Source organism: Affinundibacterium nitidum (genome assembly GCF_014284155.1).
In the GTDB taxonomy this organism is placed as follows: Bacteria; Pseudomonadota; Gammaproteobacteria; order Burkholderiales; family Burkholderiaceae_D; genus Undibacterium; species Undibacterium nitidum.
In genome coordinates, this window is the sequence record NZ_JACOFZ010000003.1 from 171103 (window position 1) to 187647 (window position 16545).

The following is a 16545-nucleotide window of genomic DNA, read 5'->3' on the forward strand; positions in this document are numbered from 1 at the left end:
CGGTTTTTTAAGGTCGCTTGCTACAATAGGGAGCTTGGGACTTGAATTCTTTGAATTCAATCCTATGTAAGAAAAGCAGTTCATGATCAATTTATACAATATTTCAGAAAGTCTCACATGTCCGACCAAAATCTGCAGCCAGTATTTCAAATTCAACGCGTCTATCTGAAAGATTTGTCGCTCGAACAACCAAATTCCCCAGCAATTTTCCTGGAACAAGAAGCGCCAAGTATCGAAGTGACTTTAGACGTTGCTGCAGAACCATTGGCTGAAGGCATCTTCGAATCCACAGTAACAGTGACTGTTACTGCCAAGGTAAAAGACAAAGTTGCATTCTTGGTTGAAGCAAAACAAGCAGGTATCTTCGAAGCACGTAACATCCCAGCAGACCAAATGGATCCATTGTTAGGCATTGGTTGCCCTAACATCATCTACCCATACTTGCGCTCCAACGTTGCTGATGCGATCTCCCGCGCTGGTTTCCCACCGATTCATTTGACAGAAATCAATTTCGAAGCGTTCTACCAACAACGTTTGGCTAACATCGCTGAACAAGCTAAGTTAGCTGAAGAAGCTGGTAACACTGACGCAGCTGCGACAACGCACTAATTCAGTTTTATCCAACCCGTTGTCCGACATTGTCGGCAACGGGTTTTATTTTGCCCCCGATTCCGGTGATACGCTTTACGTAATCATCCTTGCCTTGTAAGATCCCTCCACTGTCCACTTTTCTCTCAGGTACATCCATGCGTTACCTTGCAACAGTTTTGGCTTTAAGTATTTGCTGTATGACGGGATCCGCTGCAGCAGTCGAGTTTCGCTCAGTCGGCCCCTCTCCCATCATCATGTACGACACACCGACTTTTCATGGCATAAAGAAATATGTTGCACCCGCGGGAATGCCGCTCGAAGTGATTTTTACTCAAGGTGCATGGTGTAGGGTACGTGATGCCAGCGGAGAATTTACATGGGTGGAAGCGAAAGACTTGGTCACTCGGCGCAATCTAGTCGTTAAAGTCGCCAATGCACGAATTCGTGTCGCCGCTGAAGAAGGCTCTACGATGCTGTTTAGCGCAGACAAACATGTCTTACTCGAAATGGCGGAGCCGCCAGTGGGTGCGTGGGTAAAAGTCAAACACCGTGACGGACAAACTGGCTTTGTTCGCATTAGTGAAGTTTGGGGCCTGTGATTAGTCGCTGATCGAATTTGTGCATCATTAAACAGGTTTAACATGAATATTTCCGTACTAGGCGCCGGTGCTTGGGGCACTGCTTTAGCCATCTCCCTCGCGTCAAAGAATCAAGTCATGCTTTGGGGGCGAAATGATGATGCGATGCAGACAGCGCAAAATCAACGCGAAAATACCCATTATTTGCCCGGCTATGCTTTACCCAGCGCACTCACCGCCACCTCTGATTTTGATGCCGCCGTACGGCACGCCTTAGATGACGGATTGCTGATCATTGCGACCTCGGTCTCAGGCTTGCGTCCCAGCCTAGAGAAGTGTCGACCTTACGAACTAAAGAATGTCGTGTGGCTTTGCAAGGGCTTCGAAGAAGGCACCGGTCTGCTCCCGCATCAAGTGGTTAAACAGGTACTTGGTGAGGAGATCTTGGCAGGCGCGCTCTCCGGCCCCTCATTTGCGCAAGAAGTAGCCCAAGGTTTGCCTTGTGCTTTAACCATAGCCTCAACATCAAAAGCCCTGTGCGAACAAGTAGTAAGTGCCGCGCATAGCCAAAGTCTGCGGGTGTACACGAGCGACGACGTAATTGGCGTTGAAGTTGGTGGTGCCGTAAAGAATATTCTGGCGATTGCCACAGGTGTTGCCGACGGACTAGGGCTAGGCTTGAATGCACGTGCCGCACTAATGACACGCGGCCTCGCTGAAATCAGCCGTCTTTGCCTTGCTCTTGGCGGAAAATTGGAAACTTTGATGGGCCTCACTGGCGTCGGCGATTTAATCCTCACTTGCACTGGCAACCTATCACGCAATCGTAAAGTTGGTTTAGCACTTGCAGAGGGCAAATCGCTCGAAACGATAGTCAAGGAACTAGGCCACGTAGCTGAAGGCGTACGCTGCGCACAAGCAGTGCGTGCAATGGCACAACAATTGAAAGTAGAAATGCCGATTGCTGATGCAGTTGCTGGGGTCTTATTTGACAATGTACCTACAACGCAAATGATAGAACGTTTGCTCTCGCGTAACGCCAAGAGCGAATAGCTTATTCAATAATCACGCGCGCGATAACGCTTTCAGGCACATCGCGTTCGCGAAGAAATTCCGCCGCTTTTTCGTGGCCAAGTGTGTCGGCGTAACTGATGCCAATTTCGACTAAAAGTCGGGTCAACATATCGCGTCGCCGCAAGGGACGCCGATACTTGAGTAAGCGCTTACGTTTTCTACATCCTGACATCGACGACTCCGTCTAGAGGACTTCAAACCGCAAAATGGTGACTGGATGATGCTTTCCAGCAAGTCTAATCTGCTTCGCCGTCAATTGCCAATTTTTTTAGCGCTTGTTTGTGTGCTTGTCTTTCAGCGGAGACATTCTTCTTGTGACTACCCGCACCACTGGTTTTCATGGCCTGCGCGACGGGATTACGTGGTTTAGATTGAGTGGCATCTAAGCGAAACACCATTTTTTGTCGGGTTCCCATTGTTTTATTTGCCATCTCAATCCTCCCTTTGCCCTTTACACTTTTCGAGCGTCGATTACAGCACGTAACGTGACAAATCCTCATTAACGGACAGCGCTTGCAAACGCTGTTCGACATAAGCACCATCAATCACCACCGTTTTGCCACTATTTTGATGCGCCTCGTAGGAAATCTCTTCCAAGAGTTTTTCCATTACCGTGTAGAGTCGACGTGCGCCAATATTCTCTGTCGTCTCATTGACAGAATAAGCAATGCTGGCTAAACGCTGTACTCCTTCCGTGGAGAACTCCAACTTAACCCCTTCCGTTGCCAACAAAGCTTCATACTGACGCGTGAGACAGGCGTCGGTGCTGGTAAGGATACGCTCAAAATCCGCTGTCGATAAGGACTCAAGCTCGACACGAATCGGGAAACGACCTTGTAGCTCTGGAATCAAATCCGAAGGTTTTGCAAAGTGAAATGCACCTGAAGCGATAAACAAAATGTGATCGGTTTTGATCATACCAAACTTAGTATTTACCGTTGTACCTTCCACCAATGGCAACAAATCACGCTGAACGCCTGCCCTTGAAACCTCGGCACCACCGGCTTCGGAACGAGAAGCAATCTTGTCGATTTCATCTAGAAAAACGATGCCGTTCTGCTCTACGTTCTTAATCGCTTCTTGTTTCATCTCATCTTCGTTGATCAATTTCGCAGCTTCTTCTTCGATCAGAAGTTTAAGTGCTTCTTTGATTTTCAAACGACGTGACTTTTTGCGCCCCATATTCGCACCAGAGAACATCGACTTAATTTGCTCAGTCATTTCCTCCATGCCTGGCGGCGCCATAATTTCCATGTGCGGTGCTGCCTCAGAGACGTCGATCTCGATTTCTTTATCATCTAGACTACCTTCGCGCAGTCGCTTGCGGAAAGTTTGGCGTGTGGTGTTTTCAGCGCTATCAACCGTTGCTTCTTGGCCGATGCCAAAGTCTCTTGCTGGTGGCAGCAAGGCATCAAGGACGCGATCTTCAGCAGCATCCTCGGCGCGAGCGCGTACTTTACGCATAGCGCTCTCACGCGTTTGCTTGATGCCGATGTCCACCAAATCACGGATGATGGTGTCAACATCACGCCCCACATAACCTACTTCTGTGAACTTCGTTGCTTCGATCTTGATAAACGGAGCATCTGCCAATTTAGCCAAACGACGAGCAATTTCTGTTTTGCCTACCCCTGTTGGACCAATCATCAGAATGTTTTTAGGTGTGATCTCGTGACGCAAAGGGTCAGCCACTTGTTGACGGCGCCAACGGTTGCGCAAAGCGATCGCTACAGCTCGCTTTGCTTTGTCTTGTCCAACCACATGCTTGTCCAGTTCGGAAACGATTTCCTGCGGCGTCATATTCATTGTTGTCATGTTCTTTATCTCTTGCTAGCTATGTTGACTAGACTTACTCTAAAGTTTCGATTGTGTGAGAAAGATTGGTGTAGATGCATAGCTCACCCGCAATCGTCAGCGACTTTTTCACAATCTCAATCGGGGATAAATCAGTATTGTGGTACAAAGCCATGGCTGCGGATTGGGCGAAAGTGCCACCTGAACCGATTGCCCCAATGCCGTCGTTTGGTTCAAGCACGTCACCATTCCCCGTAATTACGAGTGTAGTATCTTTATCCGCAACCAGCAGCATCGCCTCCAGTCGACGTAACATGCGATCAGTACGCCAATCTTTTGCCAACTCAACAGATGCGCGCATCAAATGGCCTTGGTGCTTTTCCAGTTTCGATTCAAAACGCTCAATGAGCGTAAAGGCATCAGCGGTACCTCCCGCAAAACCTGCCAAGACTTTATTGTGATAAAGCTTCCGCACTTTACGCGCAGTACCTTTCATCACGATGTTGCCAAGCGTAACCTGACCATCGCCGCCCAACGCGACGACATTGCCACGACGCACAGTCAAAATGGTCGTACCGTGAAATTGTTCCATAGAATCCTCATTGAATGCAGCCAGGGCAGCCATAAAATGACAGGCGCAACCCAGCAGAGCTGAAGTTTGAAATTGGGGGGAAATCTTTAAATTACAAGGCTGCACACCAGAATTGATGTGAGATTGTTCAAGTTCGGTGTTTAAGATTGTTTTCTCGGCACGATCGCCGCAACATTCTTCAATCCCATCGCATTAAACAAATGCATGACGAGATAATTTACTTCGTTGAATTGTATGGTTTTCCCACTTCCAGAGATAGGTACTAAGCCATTCAACAACTGGGCAGAGGCACCGAACTCAACACGTTCAAGTTGAGAACAATTCAAAATAACGAAATCGTGTGATTTAGCATATTCGACAATATCAGCCACCAAACCTTCGGTTTTGCCTTCGATGGTCCGCGGCATCATAAACGATTCCGCACGCGTTTCGGTGACAGGTGAGAGCGGCTCAGCGACCGCCGTCGTGATCTTATTAAGTGGCGCCTCATACGCTGGAGGAGACACTTCAAAAGTCACACAGTAATCAATACTAGTTTCCTCGAACGCTTCTTTCATCTGTAGCAGCTGCAAGATTTCCATCAAGAGCAACCAAGGGGCTTCTGTTTCGTCGCGACGTCCCACTTCAAGAATGGCTTGAATCTGCGCTGTCAGATTTTGGGCGCCAACCACGATCAAATCATGCTTGGTCTTTTTCAAATTGCGTAAAGCACGCAACAGCAAACCACAGCCAACGGGGTCAACTTGTTTTACTCGGCCGAAGTCGAGTTTTAACACTTTATTTTGTTCACTGAGGGTATTCAAACGTTGCAGCAGCTTAATAATGTCACCATCAAGTTGCGCAGGGAAACTGAGGTTAGGCGTTGCCTTGTTTTCGCCCTCATCGTCACTCTTCTCCGCAGAGGGCTCGAGATTACGCCACACAGGAGGAGAGGTTTCGTACTTGCCAGCATAGTCGAGTGACAGACTTTCAAATGCATATTGGTTCTGCTCGATCTGATACAGATCAAACAGCATAAACCAAGCGATCGGTGTGGCATTACCCAGGTTATCTTGATCGATTACGCTACGCAGCATATGTTCCGCGACCTTGGTCTGCCCAGTGGCAAACAAAATCGCCGCTTCTTCCAACAAGGGCACGGATTCCGTTTGTGCAACCGCATGAGCTTGAATCTCAGTATGTCCTGATAACAGCTCTGTCGTCGGCAAACTGAGCGCAATGGTACTTTGGAAATCGGTGGCAACAAAATCCGTGTGGAATTGATTTGGTTCGGTACGTTTCAGCGGATCGCCCGGTGTCGGTTTCGGTTGCAATGATTTAGGCCGCCCCATATCGCGGGACATTTCAAATTCAATTGCATCGATTTTTCGTTCTGTAGCTCGCGCGATGTGCTTTTTCTCAGTCATCAGATGTGACAAAGCCTCGTCATCTTGGACTTGCCCAATAACGGTATTTTTGCCTTTTGATCGAGGTTTTTTAGAAAGTGGTTTGTCAGAGGAGGCATCCTCTTCCCGTCCATTCTTCTTTCCAAAAAGCTTAAAAATCCCCACAGCGACCTAACTTGTAATTTAGAAATGATATTTTAATATCTTCGCGTATCCATAGCACTCATGTCAAATATATTACACGAGGCAATGTCATTCCACTACAGAAGTATAGTCGGAATTCATCTCTTTTTGCTTACTTATCCCGCCAAGGCGCGGATAAAATCAAAGAAAGTTCAAACAACACAACTATCTCTTAAGATAAATCAGAAACTTTAAGTTAACACAACACCGCGGTTTTCCAAGCAAACTGCGCCTTATTTCTCACAATTTGTTCAAACACTCTGTACATCAAAAAATGTACATGCAATTAAAGCGATAAACCACGGCCTGTGTCGTGTTACAAAATTTTACGATTTAATTTCAAAACACCTTGCTTAGAAGTTTGCTCGCACACCGACAATCAAGCTACGCATTGGTTGCGGCACCGTCTCTTTCAAGACTGAGGTCGCAAGGCGAATATCTTGATTTAATAGATTGCGCACCTGCATGAACCACGTCAACTGCGAATACTGATAAGGATGAGTGTACGTGACATTCAAGTCTATCTTCGTGAAAGCGGGTGTCGCAAAACTTTCATTGGCAGCCAGACGTTCTTGACGCATTGCATGCAAAACACTGATTGTGTTTCTCCAACCTTGATGACGGAAACCAAAGTCTAAGCCTACGCGATCAGCTGCCTGCAGTGGCAGGTTACCACGTCCATCTAATGTCCCACGTGATGTATCGGCGAATGCTCTAACTGAGAATCCTTCACCGACAGGGTTATATGAAACCTCCGCTTCACCACCACGAATTGTTGCTTTCGCTTGTTTCCAATGGCGTTGCGTAAACTCTCCAGCCAAATCCGCCTCACCCTCTTCATTCACCATCACGCCATCGACCTGACCATACACATAGTCTTTTACTCGATTGACGAAAGTATTGATCTTCCAATGAAGTAAGCCGCTCGTTTTTTGCAAACTGAACTCAAGATTTTTCGACACTTCCTTACGTAAAAAAGCATCGCCAATATCGAAAGTCAAAGTCGATTCGTGTGGTCCATGCGAATATAGTTCCTCAGTCCCTGGAGCACGCTCAGCACTTGATAAACTCGTGACAATTTCCAAATCACGATTCACCGGAATCATAGCACCGACAGAAAACGAAGCTAAGGAGAAACTACGGCTCGGCAAACCAAATTCGAGCTCGGGGTTGCGACGCACATTTTCTAAGCGTCCACCAAAACTCGCTGTGAAGTCTTGATATTTTTTCTGTTCAATCAAAAAGGCCGCGATTGAAGAGGACTTTGTTGTAGGAACCGTATCAGCTCTGCCAGTGGCAGCCGCGAGTGCAGAAAACTTACTTTCTTCTGTATGCAAACCAAGACTGCCCTCCCAGCCATTCCAGTTGGCGTGAGATGCGGTTAATCGAGTTTCAAAAGTTCGGTTTTTAAAATCAGTCGCTGGCGTTCCATCTTCCATCTTTTCCGTATGCTGATAGTCGGTCGCGCCGGCTTTAAATTTGAGCGAATCGAAGATCAAAAAAGACTGATAAATCGCACTGTCAACGTCGAAACGCGTTTGCTTTAAATCGATGAAGGCACGCTCATCGGTTGGAATGCCATACTTATCTTCCATGCGCTGCACTGAGGCGCCAAAATGTCCCCACGGCTGCACCAATGTCGCGCCGAAGCCCAAGCTCTTTTCTTGAGAAAAGCTGGAAGGCAAACGCCCTCTGATTTCGCCGCTTCCGTCAGCGTTCGCCGCGCCTGGAATTTTATAATTATCTGCATCACGAGAGTTACCATCGAAATGCAAAGCAAGGTCTCCCACCGAGTTATCTAGAAAAAACGAAGCACTTTTTTCTTTGTTGACGGCGCCGTACTTTACTTCCGCTTCGCCGTTCAGCTGTTTACTCAGGGTAGTTGGGATACGACCATCAACTACATTCACCAAACCACCAATGGCACCGCTTCCATATAGCAATGCGGCAGGACCACGCAAGATTTCAATTTGTTGAGAACTCGCCGTCTCACTCGCCACCGCGTGATCATTTGAAATACTCGATACGTCCGCTACCGCCATACCATTTTGCAAAATCTTGACGCGCGGGCCTTCCAGGCCGCGAATAATGGGACGAGAAGCTCCGGCACCAAAACCTGAGGCACTAACCCCCAACTCACCACCCAAGGTTTCACCAAGTGAGCTACCAATTTTTGATCTTAATTCTGAGCCAGACAGCACCTTCGTAGGGCTCAAAATCTGCATCGACTCTTCTTTACCAAGAGGATTTGCAGACACAGTTACGGTTGAAGTTTGGGCAAAAGCGACCGAACTTAAGGGAGCAAAGATGGAAAGCACAGCGCTTGCGATTAGACGTGGTTTTATAGACATAACAATTCCTGAAAATGAATAACAAAACCGTTGCGAGAGCAACGATTAACAAAGCGAATGAACGCAATTGCGTTCCATTTTCAGACTGGAGGTGCTCGAGAGAGGAAGGAAAGACGAAGAGTAGAAAGCCAATTAAAGACGGTCTTATCTGCAATCAAACGTGGAATAGGAACAGGTGCAAAATGCCAAGACACTGCATGCTGAACACCATCAACAATGCTGCCGGCATCGACCAACAAGCATGAGTGAATCGCGGCATCCGCATCGCTCAGTTTCCTAAGCTCAAATTTACCGTCGCCATCAAAGGCGATCGAGAGTACCTGACCTGCATTAGTACTCATATGAGACATACGGTGAGCAAAGCCAAACCATTGCGATGTAAAAATCGCCAACACCAATAGCCATAGCATGGCTATAGCTTGTGAAGGTCTCTTTTTACTCGTCGTAAAGGGCATTTGTACTTTATCCGTCGAAACCAAGAAAAAATTTACGAACCAAAATAGTAGGCGTCACTGATTAACACTTACATAGACAACAAAATTTGAAACAAAGTTGCATAAGCCAACGTAAAAAATGCGCAGACAAAGCTGCGCATTCATTCAGCATACAAACGCGATCAATCGCCGTAGAGCTTTTGTTTCAGTTCGCGACGCTGTTGTGCTTCAAGTGACAAAGTTGCCGTTGGTCGGGCCAATAAACGCGGCACCCCAATTGGCTCGCCTGTTTCTTCACACCAGCCATAATCTCCTGCATCAATCGCGGCGATCGATTGCTGTACTTTACGCAGCAATTTACGTTCACGATCACGAGTGCGCAATTCCAAAGAATGCTCTTCTTCGATCGTGGCGCGGTCAGCTGGATCCGGAACTAAAACGGTTTCTCTCAGGTGCTCGGTCGTTTCGTCAGCATTCTTCAGCAAATCTTTTTCAAGTTGTTGCAAACGTGCTTTGAAAAACGCCAATTGAGCATCATTCATATAGTCCTTCTCGCCCATCTTCAGAATTTCTTCTTCGGTGAGCAAAACAGGCGCTTCATTGACTGCTGCAGTCGATTTAGATGATTTAGTTGCCACTTCGCTTACTTTCGATACATCGGGTTAATCTATGCAAGTTGCAGGTCACAAAAATTTGACCCGCTACTTCCCCTCAAGGACAAGTATATAGTTTGCTTGTTCCGCATACAAACCTATTGAATTTTTCCGCCAATTTAAGGCCAATCAATTCAATAGGGCGCTAGTTTATACCAAACATTGCTCCAAACCTTGAATAAAAATCTCTTTCGGTAAATTTTTACCAATAAACACCATTTTGCTTTCTTTTGGTTCACTTTCCGACCATTTTGCCCCTATATCGGTGCCCATAATTTGGTGCACGCCTTGGAAAATCACTTTGCGGTCAGCGTGTTCCATATACAACACTCCCTTGTAGCGAAGCATGCGTGGGCCATAAACCTGTACCAATCCGCCTAGAAAATAATCTAACTTTTCTGTATTAAATGCACGCTTTGTCTTGTAGACGAAAGCGGCAATTTCATCGCTGTGATGTGAATGATGGTGGTCTGCATGGTTGTGATGCTCGTGATCGTGCCCATGATGATGTTCATGATCACAGTGATCATCACATTCGTGATGTTCTTCGGTCTGAAGGAAATCTGGATCCAAATCTAATTTGGCATTCAGGTTAAAACCCTTGATATCGAGCACTTCACTAATCGCCACTTTCCCGAAATCACTCACACTCATTGTGGCGCGTGGATTCATCTGCACCAAACGCGCTTTCAATTGCGTAATCTGCTCAGGGCTAACTAGATCGGACTTAGACAACAATATTTTGTCAGCAAACCCAACCTGCCGTTGCGCTTCTTCATGCTCATCCAACTGTTGCATGGCATGGCGTGCATCGACCACAGTCACTACTGCATCAAGCATATAATGAAGGCCCGCTTCTTCATCGACAAAGAAGGTTTGTGCTACTGGTCCGGGATTCGCAAGCCCCGTCGTTTCAATGACTAAACGATCAAAATCAATTTTGCCCGCTTGCTTTTGTGCGATTAGATTGCTCAGGGCTGTGATTAGATCGCCGCGGACCGTGCAGCAAATACAGCCATTATTCATCTCCACAATTTGCTCGTTAGTGTCTTGCACTAGAATTTCATTGTCGATGTTTTCTTGACCAAATTCGTTTTCGATCACAGCAATCTTATAGCCATGATGCTCCTGCAAAATCCGATTCAATAATGTCGTTTTTCCAGCCCCTAGAAAACCAGTCAGAATTGTGGTTGGAATCAATGCCATAGAAATCCTTTAATTTACCGTGTATTACAGAGATCACACCATCCCTTGATGGTGAGCTCAATACCATGGGTAGCGAAACCTTGTTGTGCAGTGGCGGCTAAAGTCGCACCCAATTGTTGTTGCAAGTCACGTGAGAATTGCGGCTGATCTAAACAAAAGACTTTCGCGCAGCGCGTGCATTGAAAATGCCCGTGCTGATGTGCCATCGTATCTTGCACACTGGCATTGTGGCCAGCGCCCCCCATACGAAATCGAAAAACGCGGTCATCGCCAATGATCTTGTGTGCTAAACCCGCATCGGCGAGGCAGTCCAAAGCTCGATACAGAGTAACCCTATCCATTTGTGGCAGCGCTTCTTGCAACTCAGTATGAGACATGGCCCGTTGCTGCGCCAACAAAAGAGAAAGAACGTCGATCCGTGCCACGGTCACTCGTACCAAGGCCAAACGCAGGTGTTCCTTCGCTTGGGCTCGAACGTGCTCGATGCTGATCTCATTTGAGACACTAGGTGTGCGGCTCATCAATTTAGACGGGTGAATACAAGAAGTGCGTCATTATGCCCGAAAATGCAATTGAGTTGCAAAAACTTCCGTGCACTTATTTTTTTGCACGAGGGTGGGTGGCGTCATAGACTTTCGCCAAGTGCTGGAAGTCGAGTGCTGTATAGACTTGCGTTGCAGCGATTGAACTATGGCCCAACATCTCTTGCACCGCTCGCAAGTCGCCAGAAGATTGCAAAACATGGGTTGCAAATGAATGCCGTAAGACATGCGGATGGACGTCGGACGGTACCCCCATTGCTTGCGCATGTGCTTTCAAGCGCAACTGCACCAAACGCACAGACATACGGGTTCCACGCTCGGTTAGAAATAGAGGATGATTGTCAGTCTTTAGCAGTTGGCCACGTACCGCAAGCCAATCTCTAATCGCATCCAAAGCAGGCTTGCCAACAGGCACGATACGTTGTTTGTTACCCTTACCGGTCACGTGCACTTCGGCCTGTGCTAAGTCGACCCACCCTTGCGATGGACGACCACCATCTCCGAAATCTTGCAAATCAAGGGCCACTAATTCCGACACCCGCAAACCACTCGAATAGAGCAATTCAAACATGGCACGGTTTGCCGCCATCGATGGTGCATCGCTACCATGATGCGCCACTAAGTTCACTGCATCATCAGCACCTAGGGCTTTCGGTAAGCTTTTACTCTTCTTGGGTGCTTTAATGCCATCGACCGGGTTAGCGGGCAAATCGATTTGCTGCGCTAACCAACGATAGTATCCCCGCCAACTCGAAAGCTTGCGAGCAATGCTACGGGCACTGAGTCCCTGCGCGTGCATCTGTGAAGTGAACCTGCGCACATCATAATAACTTAACGAATCTAGGCTACGTCCTTGTGCGAACTTCTGCAGCTCTTGCAAGTCGAGTGAGTAGTTATCGAGGGTGTGAGGAGATAATTGCCGTTGAAAACGCAGAACATCAAGATATTCTTGAACACTGATGTCTGAGCTCATGGTGTATTCGTAGTAAGTGATGGAGGAGCGCGCAAGGACGCCCCTCCGAAGCTACACAATTTATAAATCAATCATGCAATATAAAGCAGCGCTCGTCGTATCACCGATTTTTGCCAAAAAGTCAGTCGCCATCTCTTTGGTGAACCTCGCTGGATCAGGAGAACCTAATACCAATAAGCCAAAAGTTGGTTCATCAGCGGCTATGCGCAGAGGTAACATTGCCATTGAAGCGATGGCTTCATCCGACTCAATCCAGGAAGCAGCTTCAAATTCTTGATTTTTGCCGCAGAAAGGGGTGGTCATCCCTTTTGCAAATAACTGCACATCTTCAGTAGTGGCTTCAGCGAACCACGTATGTTTGAAGTCTTCGGCCACACTCCACAGACGCAGCGTCGCGTATGGCAGATTGAAGATGTCTTGCATACTTTTTGTCAGGATATAAGGTAAATCAACATCGTTGCGTGCCAACAAGAGTTCGCGAGTCCACATTTGAAATTTGGCGGTGATAGCGTCGTTATCTTGTGCGACACGCATCAGTTCTGCCAAACGAAGTTCCATTACTTTCAATTTTTCGCGAACGATTTCCATCTGGCGTTCTTGCAGTGAAATGGTCCGCCCCATTATTGGGCTAGTTAATTTAATACTCGATAACAGCTCCGCATGTTCTTCAAAGAAGTGCGGGTTTTGACTCAGGTACTCAGCGATATCATTGGTGTTCATCTGGTTTTACTCTTTTTATCAATGTCTATGTGTTTACTTGACCACAGTGCCTTGGACTTAAGCGATCGAAGCAGAGATTTCTATTTCACCTTCAAACACGGTAACCGCTGGCCCGCTTAGGAAAACTGGATGACCTTCGCCTAGCCAAGCAATTTGAAGCTCGCCGCCGCGCATTTGCACTTGCACAGGGGATTGTAGGATTCCTCTTCGTATACCCGCAACCACAGCCGCACATGCCCCCGTGCCACATGCAAGGGTTTCGCCCGCGCCGCGCTCATACACTCGCAATTGAACATGCTGAGCGTCGTTCACTTGCATAAAACCAGCGTTCACCCGCTTTTGAAAGCGAGGGTGGCGCTCAATCTGTGGCCCTTCGGTCGCAATTGGATGCCCGCCAATGTCAGAAACAATTTGAACAGCGTGTGGATTGCCCATAGAGACGCAAGAAATCCAGGCATTCGCATCGAACAGAGGGAGTGACCATAAGGTATCGCCCCCTTCGACCTTGCTCTGCAATTCTTCGGTTTGAAAATGGGAGTCTGCAGGCGCAAAGCTCGGGACACCCATATTCACTGTCACGCGCCCGTCTTCAGCCACCGATGGTTCGATCACCCCCGACATCGTTTGAACACGAATTGTTTTCTTTTGCGTCAATCCTTTTTCGATAACGAAGCGAACAAAGGCGCGAGAACCGTTGCCGCATTGTTCGACCTCTCCACCATCCGCATTAAAAATGCGATAACGGAAATCGACACTATCGTTCGGTGCAGTCTCGACGACTAGAATCTGATCTGCACCAATACCGAAGCGACGATCAGCCAAGAATCGCCACTGCTCTGGTGTGAAATTGACATTTTGATGAATGGCATCGATCACAATAAAATCATTGCCAGCACCATGCATTTTGGTGAATTTAAGTTTCATGCCTTCATTATAGCGCGACTGTCAGCATTGAAACGATGTCGTAGCTGCTTAAACCGACTTGTATACCCCGCAACCAATCACAATATCCTCGCTGATGCGTTCAATGTAGGATGACTTCCATTCAACTTTTTTCGTCGCTGGGTTCTCAATCGCATAATCGACCCAGCCACCTTTGACGGGCAAAGCAAAAGCCTCGTCCACGAGTTTTTTGCCATCGAGACCGGGAACTTTGAATAAATTGACCTCCAACTTAGCTTCATTTCCGGCAAAAGCACGGTATTGGCCCATGCGATCAAACGCAAACACGTACATATCACGATCAGCAAATTGTTTTTCTGCATCAGTCGTGATTCGCTGCAGGATATCCATGCCTGTAATCCGATACAGTGCCATCGCTTTTTTGACCATTTCAAATGCCTCGTCAGCCGTTCCTTGTCGCAAGCTAAAGGTGGAAACAACTTCCTTCAAACGCACCGCCCGGTTTTCAAGCTCTGCCGAAGCATACTTGGCGTTTTCAGCCATTTGCGTATTACTCTTGGTGATGGAATCAAGCTCCTTAATCGAATCGGCAATGTGGACTAAACCTTCACTCTGCTCAGTTGATGCGATAGAAATAGCGTTAATGTCTTTTGCTAAATTACGAATCCCGCCAACGATATCTGTTAGCGTCATGCTCACATCATTGATTTGTTCAACACCTGTTTCAACACGATTGACTGAGTCATCGATCAAACGACGAATTTGTCGAGCCGAATCTGCGCTCCTTTGTGCTAGACTGCGTACCTCCGAAGCCACCACCGCAAAACCTTTGCCCTGCTCGCCTGCGTGCGCAGCCTCAACAGCAGCGTTTAGCGCCAAAATATCGGTTTGGAATGCGATACGATCGATCATGCTGACGATTTCGTGGACCTTCATCGCACTCTCATGAATACCATTCATGGTCTCAACCGCTGCCACCATCACGTCATTGCTCGATTCAGCAATCATCCGCACATTTGAAGCCAAATTATCGACCGACTTGGCGTTTGCCGCCGTAGCTCTTACGGTTTCGCTCAAAATATCTAAATTACTTGTAGTATCGAGCAGGCTACTTGCCTGTTGCTCGGTACGAATCGACATATCATTTATTCCTTCAGTCAAGTTTTGTCCGAGCTCTAAGACCATACTGGCGTTCGTTCTGACATTGGCCACCAATGCAGACAACTTGAAATTCATTTGATCAAGGGCAGTTCCCGTCTTGGCAAGTTCGTCTTTACCTTCGATATGAATCACCTTTGTCAGATCTCCGGCGGCAACAATTTCAGCCGCCTCCTCTAGATCTTGAATCGCTCCCATAAAATTCATGTAGAAACCGTAAGTAAAATACAGTGTGAAAGCGATTGAAATCATCAAGATTCCAAGGATCACATAAGACTTCGCCTTACTGAATGAAACTCGGCCCTGCAAAATGCTTTGAAGTCGTTCATTCCACTGCTTTTGTAGCAAAAGTGTACTGTCCGACGCTTGCTTAGCCGCGGTTGTTAGGGCTTGATTATTAAATGGAAGCGACGGATCACTCAGCTGTCTTTGCCAAAGGTCCAAAAGAAGCTGGCTCTTTTGATCGGCAGCCAAGAGGCTGGCTGGCAGAGCCTCTCCGCTACGCTTGATTGCCTCTTGCAAGCGCTTAGTTTGTTCCATGGACTTCTGTAATGCGTCTCGAGCGGAACTGAATTGTGACAATAGAGCTGGAGATTTCTCGGCCTGTGTCGCCACTTGTTCATGCAAGGCTGATAAGTGAGATATCGCCTCGATCCATTCAGGCAAACGTTGCAGACTGACGTCCATCAGCAAATAACTATTTGCCTCCGGATCGAACAGCAAACCACTTTTCTCATGAACTAAATCAGCAAATCGATGCAGGTTTTTGATCAGATCCTGATATTGCTGAGAATTTCCTGGACCTTTGGTGTCGCTCAAAGTTTTGACATCGATGGCGATACCGGTCCATGTATCCTGCAGGTCAAGCTCATCTTCACGTTGAATGAGCGCATCCAACTTCGCTACACTATTTAAAAGATCTTTGCGCGATTGCTGTAACGCCAACTTACTTTTTTGGTCAGAAGGATTTTGTGCCGAGCGAACTGAAAGCAAGCGCTCAGCCTGAACCAGATGGATCAATGCGCTGTTCTGCTCGGATATCAAAACACCGGCTAATTCGCCTTTCGCCACATCCAACTCATTGCTTTGCTTAGTGAGCAGCCCGATACCTAACACCAGTACCGCGATCAAGAATGCGCCAAGCATGCCAATCAGCTTCGTGCGCAGGTCGAATTTACTCATCAACCTCGCGCTCGGCCCCATGATGCGATCAACAATCTCATTGCCAGACAGCTTCATATCGTTTCAATCCTTTGATTGGAATGTGCATGGCTATTCTCGCAGATTTTATAGCTCGAACAACTCACTTTTGCCAATAGGATACAAAATAATTGCCGAAATAAAAGTTTTCTGAGATTTATCAGTTTTAATCAAGCACCAGTACACTTTAGATAATTGTCAGTCATAC

General features: G+C 47.2%; 17 protein-coding genes. 3 read left to right on the forward strand and 14 right to left on the reverse strand.

Going from position 1 to position 16545, the window contains the following annotated elements:
* Positions 1-117 precede the first annotated feature (117 nt).
* From secB to H8K36_RS10610, 3 genes are all read left to right on the forward strand, one after another.
* Positions 118-609 (forward strand): protein-export chaperone SecB, encoded by a 492-nt coding sequence (secB, locus tag H8K36_RS10600; protein ID WP_186916510.1) that lies wholly within the window; start codon positions 118-120, stop codon positions 607-609.
* A 137-nt stretch (positions 610-746) separates the two neighbouring features.
* Complete coding sequence (locus H8K36_RS10605; RefSeq protein ID WP_186916509.1) at positions 747-1190, forward strand: SH3 domain-containing protein; 444 nt, start codon at positions 747-749, stop codon at positions 1188-1190.
* Between the two features lie 42 nt (positions 1191-1232).
* Positions 1233-2222 carry an NAD(P)H-dependent glycerol-3-phosphate dehydrogenase gene (locus tag H8K36_RS10610; RefSeq protein ID WP_186916508.1) on the forward strand — a complete coding sequence of 330 codons (990 nt, stop codon included), beginning with the start codon at positions 1233-1235 and terminating at the stop codon, positions 2220-2222.
* 1 nt (position 2223) lies between these two features.
* Here the strand turns inward: H8K36_RS10610 and H8K36_RS10615 are convergent, their stop codons facing one another.
* The 14 genes from H8K36_RS10615 to H8K36_RS10680 form a co-directional block, all read right to left on the reverse strand.
* Entirely contained in the window at positions 2224-2415 is a 192-nt protein-coding gene (locus H8K36_RS10615) for a hypothetical protein (protein ID WP_186916507.1), read from the reverse strand.
* Positions 2416-2479: 64 nt separating this feature from the next.
* Positions 2480-2674, reverse strand: a complete 195-nt coding sequence (locus tag H8K36_RS10620; protein ID WP_186916506.1) for a hypothetical protein — start codon at positions 2672-2674, stop codon at positions 2480-2482.
* A 40-nt stretch (positions 2675-2714) separates the two neighbouring features.
* Positions 2715-4049: an ATP-dependent protease ATPase subunit HslU gene (hslU, locus tag H8K36_RS10625; RefSeq protein WP_186916637.1), complete on the reverse strand. Its 1335-nt coding sequence runs from the start codon at positions 4047-4049 to the stop codon at positions 2715-2717.
* 43 nt (positions 4050-4092) lie between these two features.
* Positions 4093-4629: an ATP-dependent protease subunit HslV gene (gene hslV, locus H8K36_RS10630; RefSeq protein WP_186916505.1), complete on the reverse strand. Its 537-nt coding sequence runs from the start codon at positions 4627-4629 to the stop codon at positions 4093-4095.
* A 140-nt stretch (positions 4630-4769) separates the two neighbouring features.
* Entirely contained in the window at positions 4770-5972 is a 1203-nt protein-coding gene (locus H8K36_RS10635) for an STAS domain-containing protein (protein ID WP_186916504.1), read from the reverse strand.
* 578 nt (positions 5973-6550) lie between these two features.
* The gene (locus tag H8K36_RS10640; RefSeq protein ID WP_186916503.1) at positions 6551-8548 is read right to left on the reverse strand and encodes a TonB-dependent receptor; all 1998 of its coding nucleotides are present in this window, start codon (positions 8546-8548) and stop codon (positions 6551-6553) included.
* Positions 8549-8628: 80 nt separating this feature from the next.
* Positions 8629-8958 (reverse strand): hypothetical protein, encoded by a 330-nt coding sequence (locus H8K36_RS10645; RefSeq protein WP_186916502.1) that lies wholly within the window; start codon positions 8956-8958, stop codon positions 8629-8631.
* 206 nt (positions 8959-9164) lie between these two features.
* Positions 9165-9620 (reverse strand): RNA polymerase-binding protein DksA, encoded by a 456-nt coding sequence (dksA, locus tag H8K36_RS10650; RefSeq protein WP_186916501.1) that lies wholly within the window; start codon positions 9618-9620, stop codon positions 9165-9167.
* Positions 9621-9785: 165 nt separating this feature from the next.
* Positions 9786-10841 (reverse strand): CobW family GTP-binding protein, encoded by a 1056-nt coding sequence (locus H8K36_RS10655; RefSeq protein ID WP_186916500.1) that lies wholly within the window; start codon positions 10839-10841, stop codon positions 9786-9788.
* 14 nt (positions 10842-10855) lie between these two features.
* Complete coding sequence (locus tag H8K36_RS10660; protein ID WP_186916499.1) at positions 10856-11362, reverse strand: Fur family transcriptional regulator; 507 nt, start codon at positions 11360-11362, stop codon at positions 10856-10858.
* 76 nt (positions 11363-11438) lie between these two features.
* Entirely contained in the window at positions 11439-12356 is a 918-nt protein-coding gene (gene xerC, locus H8K36_RS10665; protein ID WP_186916498.1) for a tyrosine recombinase XerC, read from the reverse strand.
* Between the two features lie 60 nt (positions 12357-12416).
* Entirely contained in the window at positions 12417-13076 is a 660-nt protein-coding gene (locus tag H8K36_RS10670) for a DUF484 family protein (RefSeq protein WP_186916497.1), read from the reverse strand.
* Positions 13077-13133: 57 nt separating this feature from the next.
* Complete coding sequence (gene dapF / locus H8K36_RS10675) at positions 13134-14000, reverse strand: diaminopimelate epimerase (RefSeq protein ID WP_186916496.1); 867 nt, start codon at positions 13998-14000, stop codon at positions 13134-13136.
* Between the two features lie 48 nt (positions 14001-14048).
* Positions 14049-16376 (reverse strand): methyl-accepting chemotaxis protein, encoded by a 2328-nt coding sequence (locus H8K36_RS10680; protein ID WP_186916495.1) that lies wholly within the window; start codon positions 16374-16376, stop codon positions 14049-14051.
* Positions 16377-16545: the final 169 nt, after the last annotated feature.

Bases quoted from the DNA above. Each gene is read 5' to 3' on its own strand.
- hslU (WP_186916637.1), bottom strand. From the start codon at position 4,049: ATGAATATGACGCCGCAGGAAATCGTTTCCGAACTGGACAAGCATGTG.
- xerC (WP_186916498.1), bottom strand. From the start codon at position 12,356: ATGAGCTCAGACATCAGTGTTCAAGAATATCTTGATGTTCTGCGTTTT.
- H8K36_RS10670 (WP_186916497.1), bottom strand. From the start codon at position 13,076: ATGAACACCAATGATATCGCTGAGTACCTGAGTCAAAACCCGCACTTC.
- H8K36_RS10605 (WP_186916509.1), top strand. From the start codon at position 747: ATGCGTTACCTTGCAACAGTTTTGGCTTTAAGTATTTGCTGTATGACG.
- H8K36_RS10620 (WP_186916506.1), bottom strand. From the start codon at position 2,674: ATGGCAAATAAAACAATGGGAACCCGACAAAAAATGGTGTTTCGCTTA.
- H8K36_RS10640 (WP_186916503.1), bottom strand. From the start codon at position 8,548: ATGTCTATAAAACCACGTCTAATCGCAAGCGCTGTGCTTTCCATCTTT.
- H8K36_RS10610 (WP_186916508.1), top strand. From the start codon at position 1,233: ATGAATATTTCCGTACTAGGCGCCGGTGCTTGGGGCACTGCTTTAGCC.
- H8K36_RS10615 (WP_186916507.1), bottom strand. From the start codon at position 2,415: ATGTCAGGATGTAGAAAACGTAAGCGCTTACTCAAGTATCGGCGTCCC.
- hslV (WP_186916505.1), bottom strand. From the start codon at position 4,629: ATGGAACAATTTCACGGTACGACCATTTTGACTGTGCGTCGTGGCAAT.
- H8K36_RS10655 (WP_186916500.1), bottom strand. From the start codon at position 10,841: ATGGCATTGATTCCAACCACAATTCTGACTGGTTTTCTAGGGGCTGGA.
- H8K36_RS10645 (WP_186916502.1), bottom strand. From the start codon at position 8,958: ATGCTATGGCTATTGGTGTTGGCGATTTTTACATCGCAATGGTTTGGC.
- H8K36_RS10660 (WP_186916499.1), bottom strand. From the start codon at position 11,362: ATGAGCCGCACACCTAGTGTCTCAAATGAGATCAGCATCGAGCACGTT.
- dapF (WP_186916496.1), bottom strand. From the start codon at position 14,000: ATGAAACTTAAATTCACCAAAATGCATGGTGCTGGCAATGATTTTATT.
- H8K36_RS10680 (WP_186916495.1), bottom strand. From the start codon at position 16,376: ATGAAGCTGTCTGGCAATGAGATTGTTGATCGCATCATGGGGCCGAGC.
- H8K36_RS10635 (WP_186916504.1), bottom strand. From the start codon at position 5,972: ATGTCCCGCGATATGGGGCGGCCTAAATCATTGCAACCGAAACCGACA.
- secB (WP_186916510.1), top strand. From the start codon at position 118: ATGTCCGACCAAAATCTGCAGCCAGTATTTCAAATTCAACGCGTCTAT.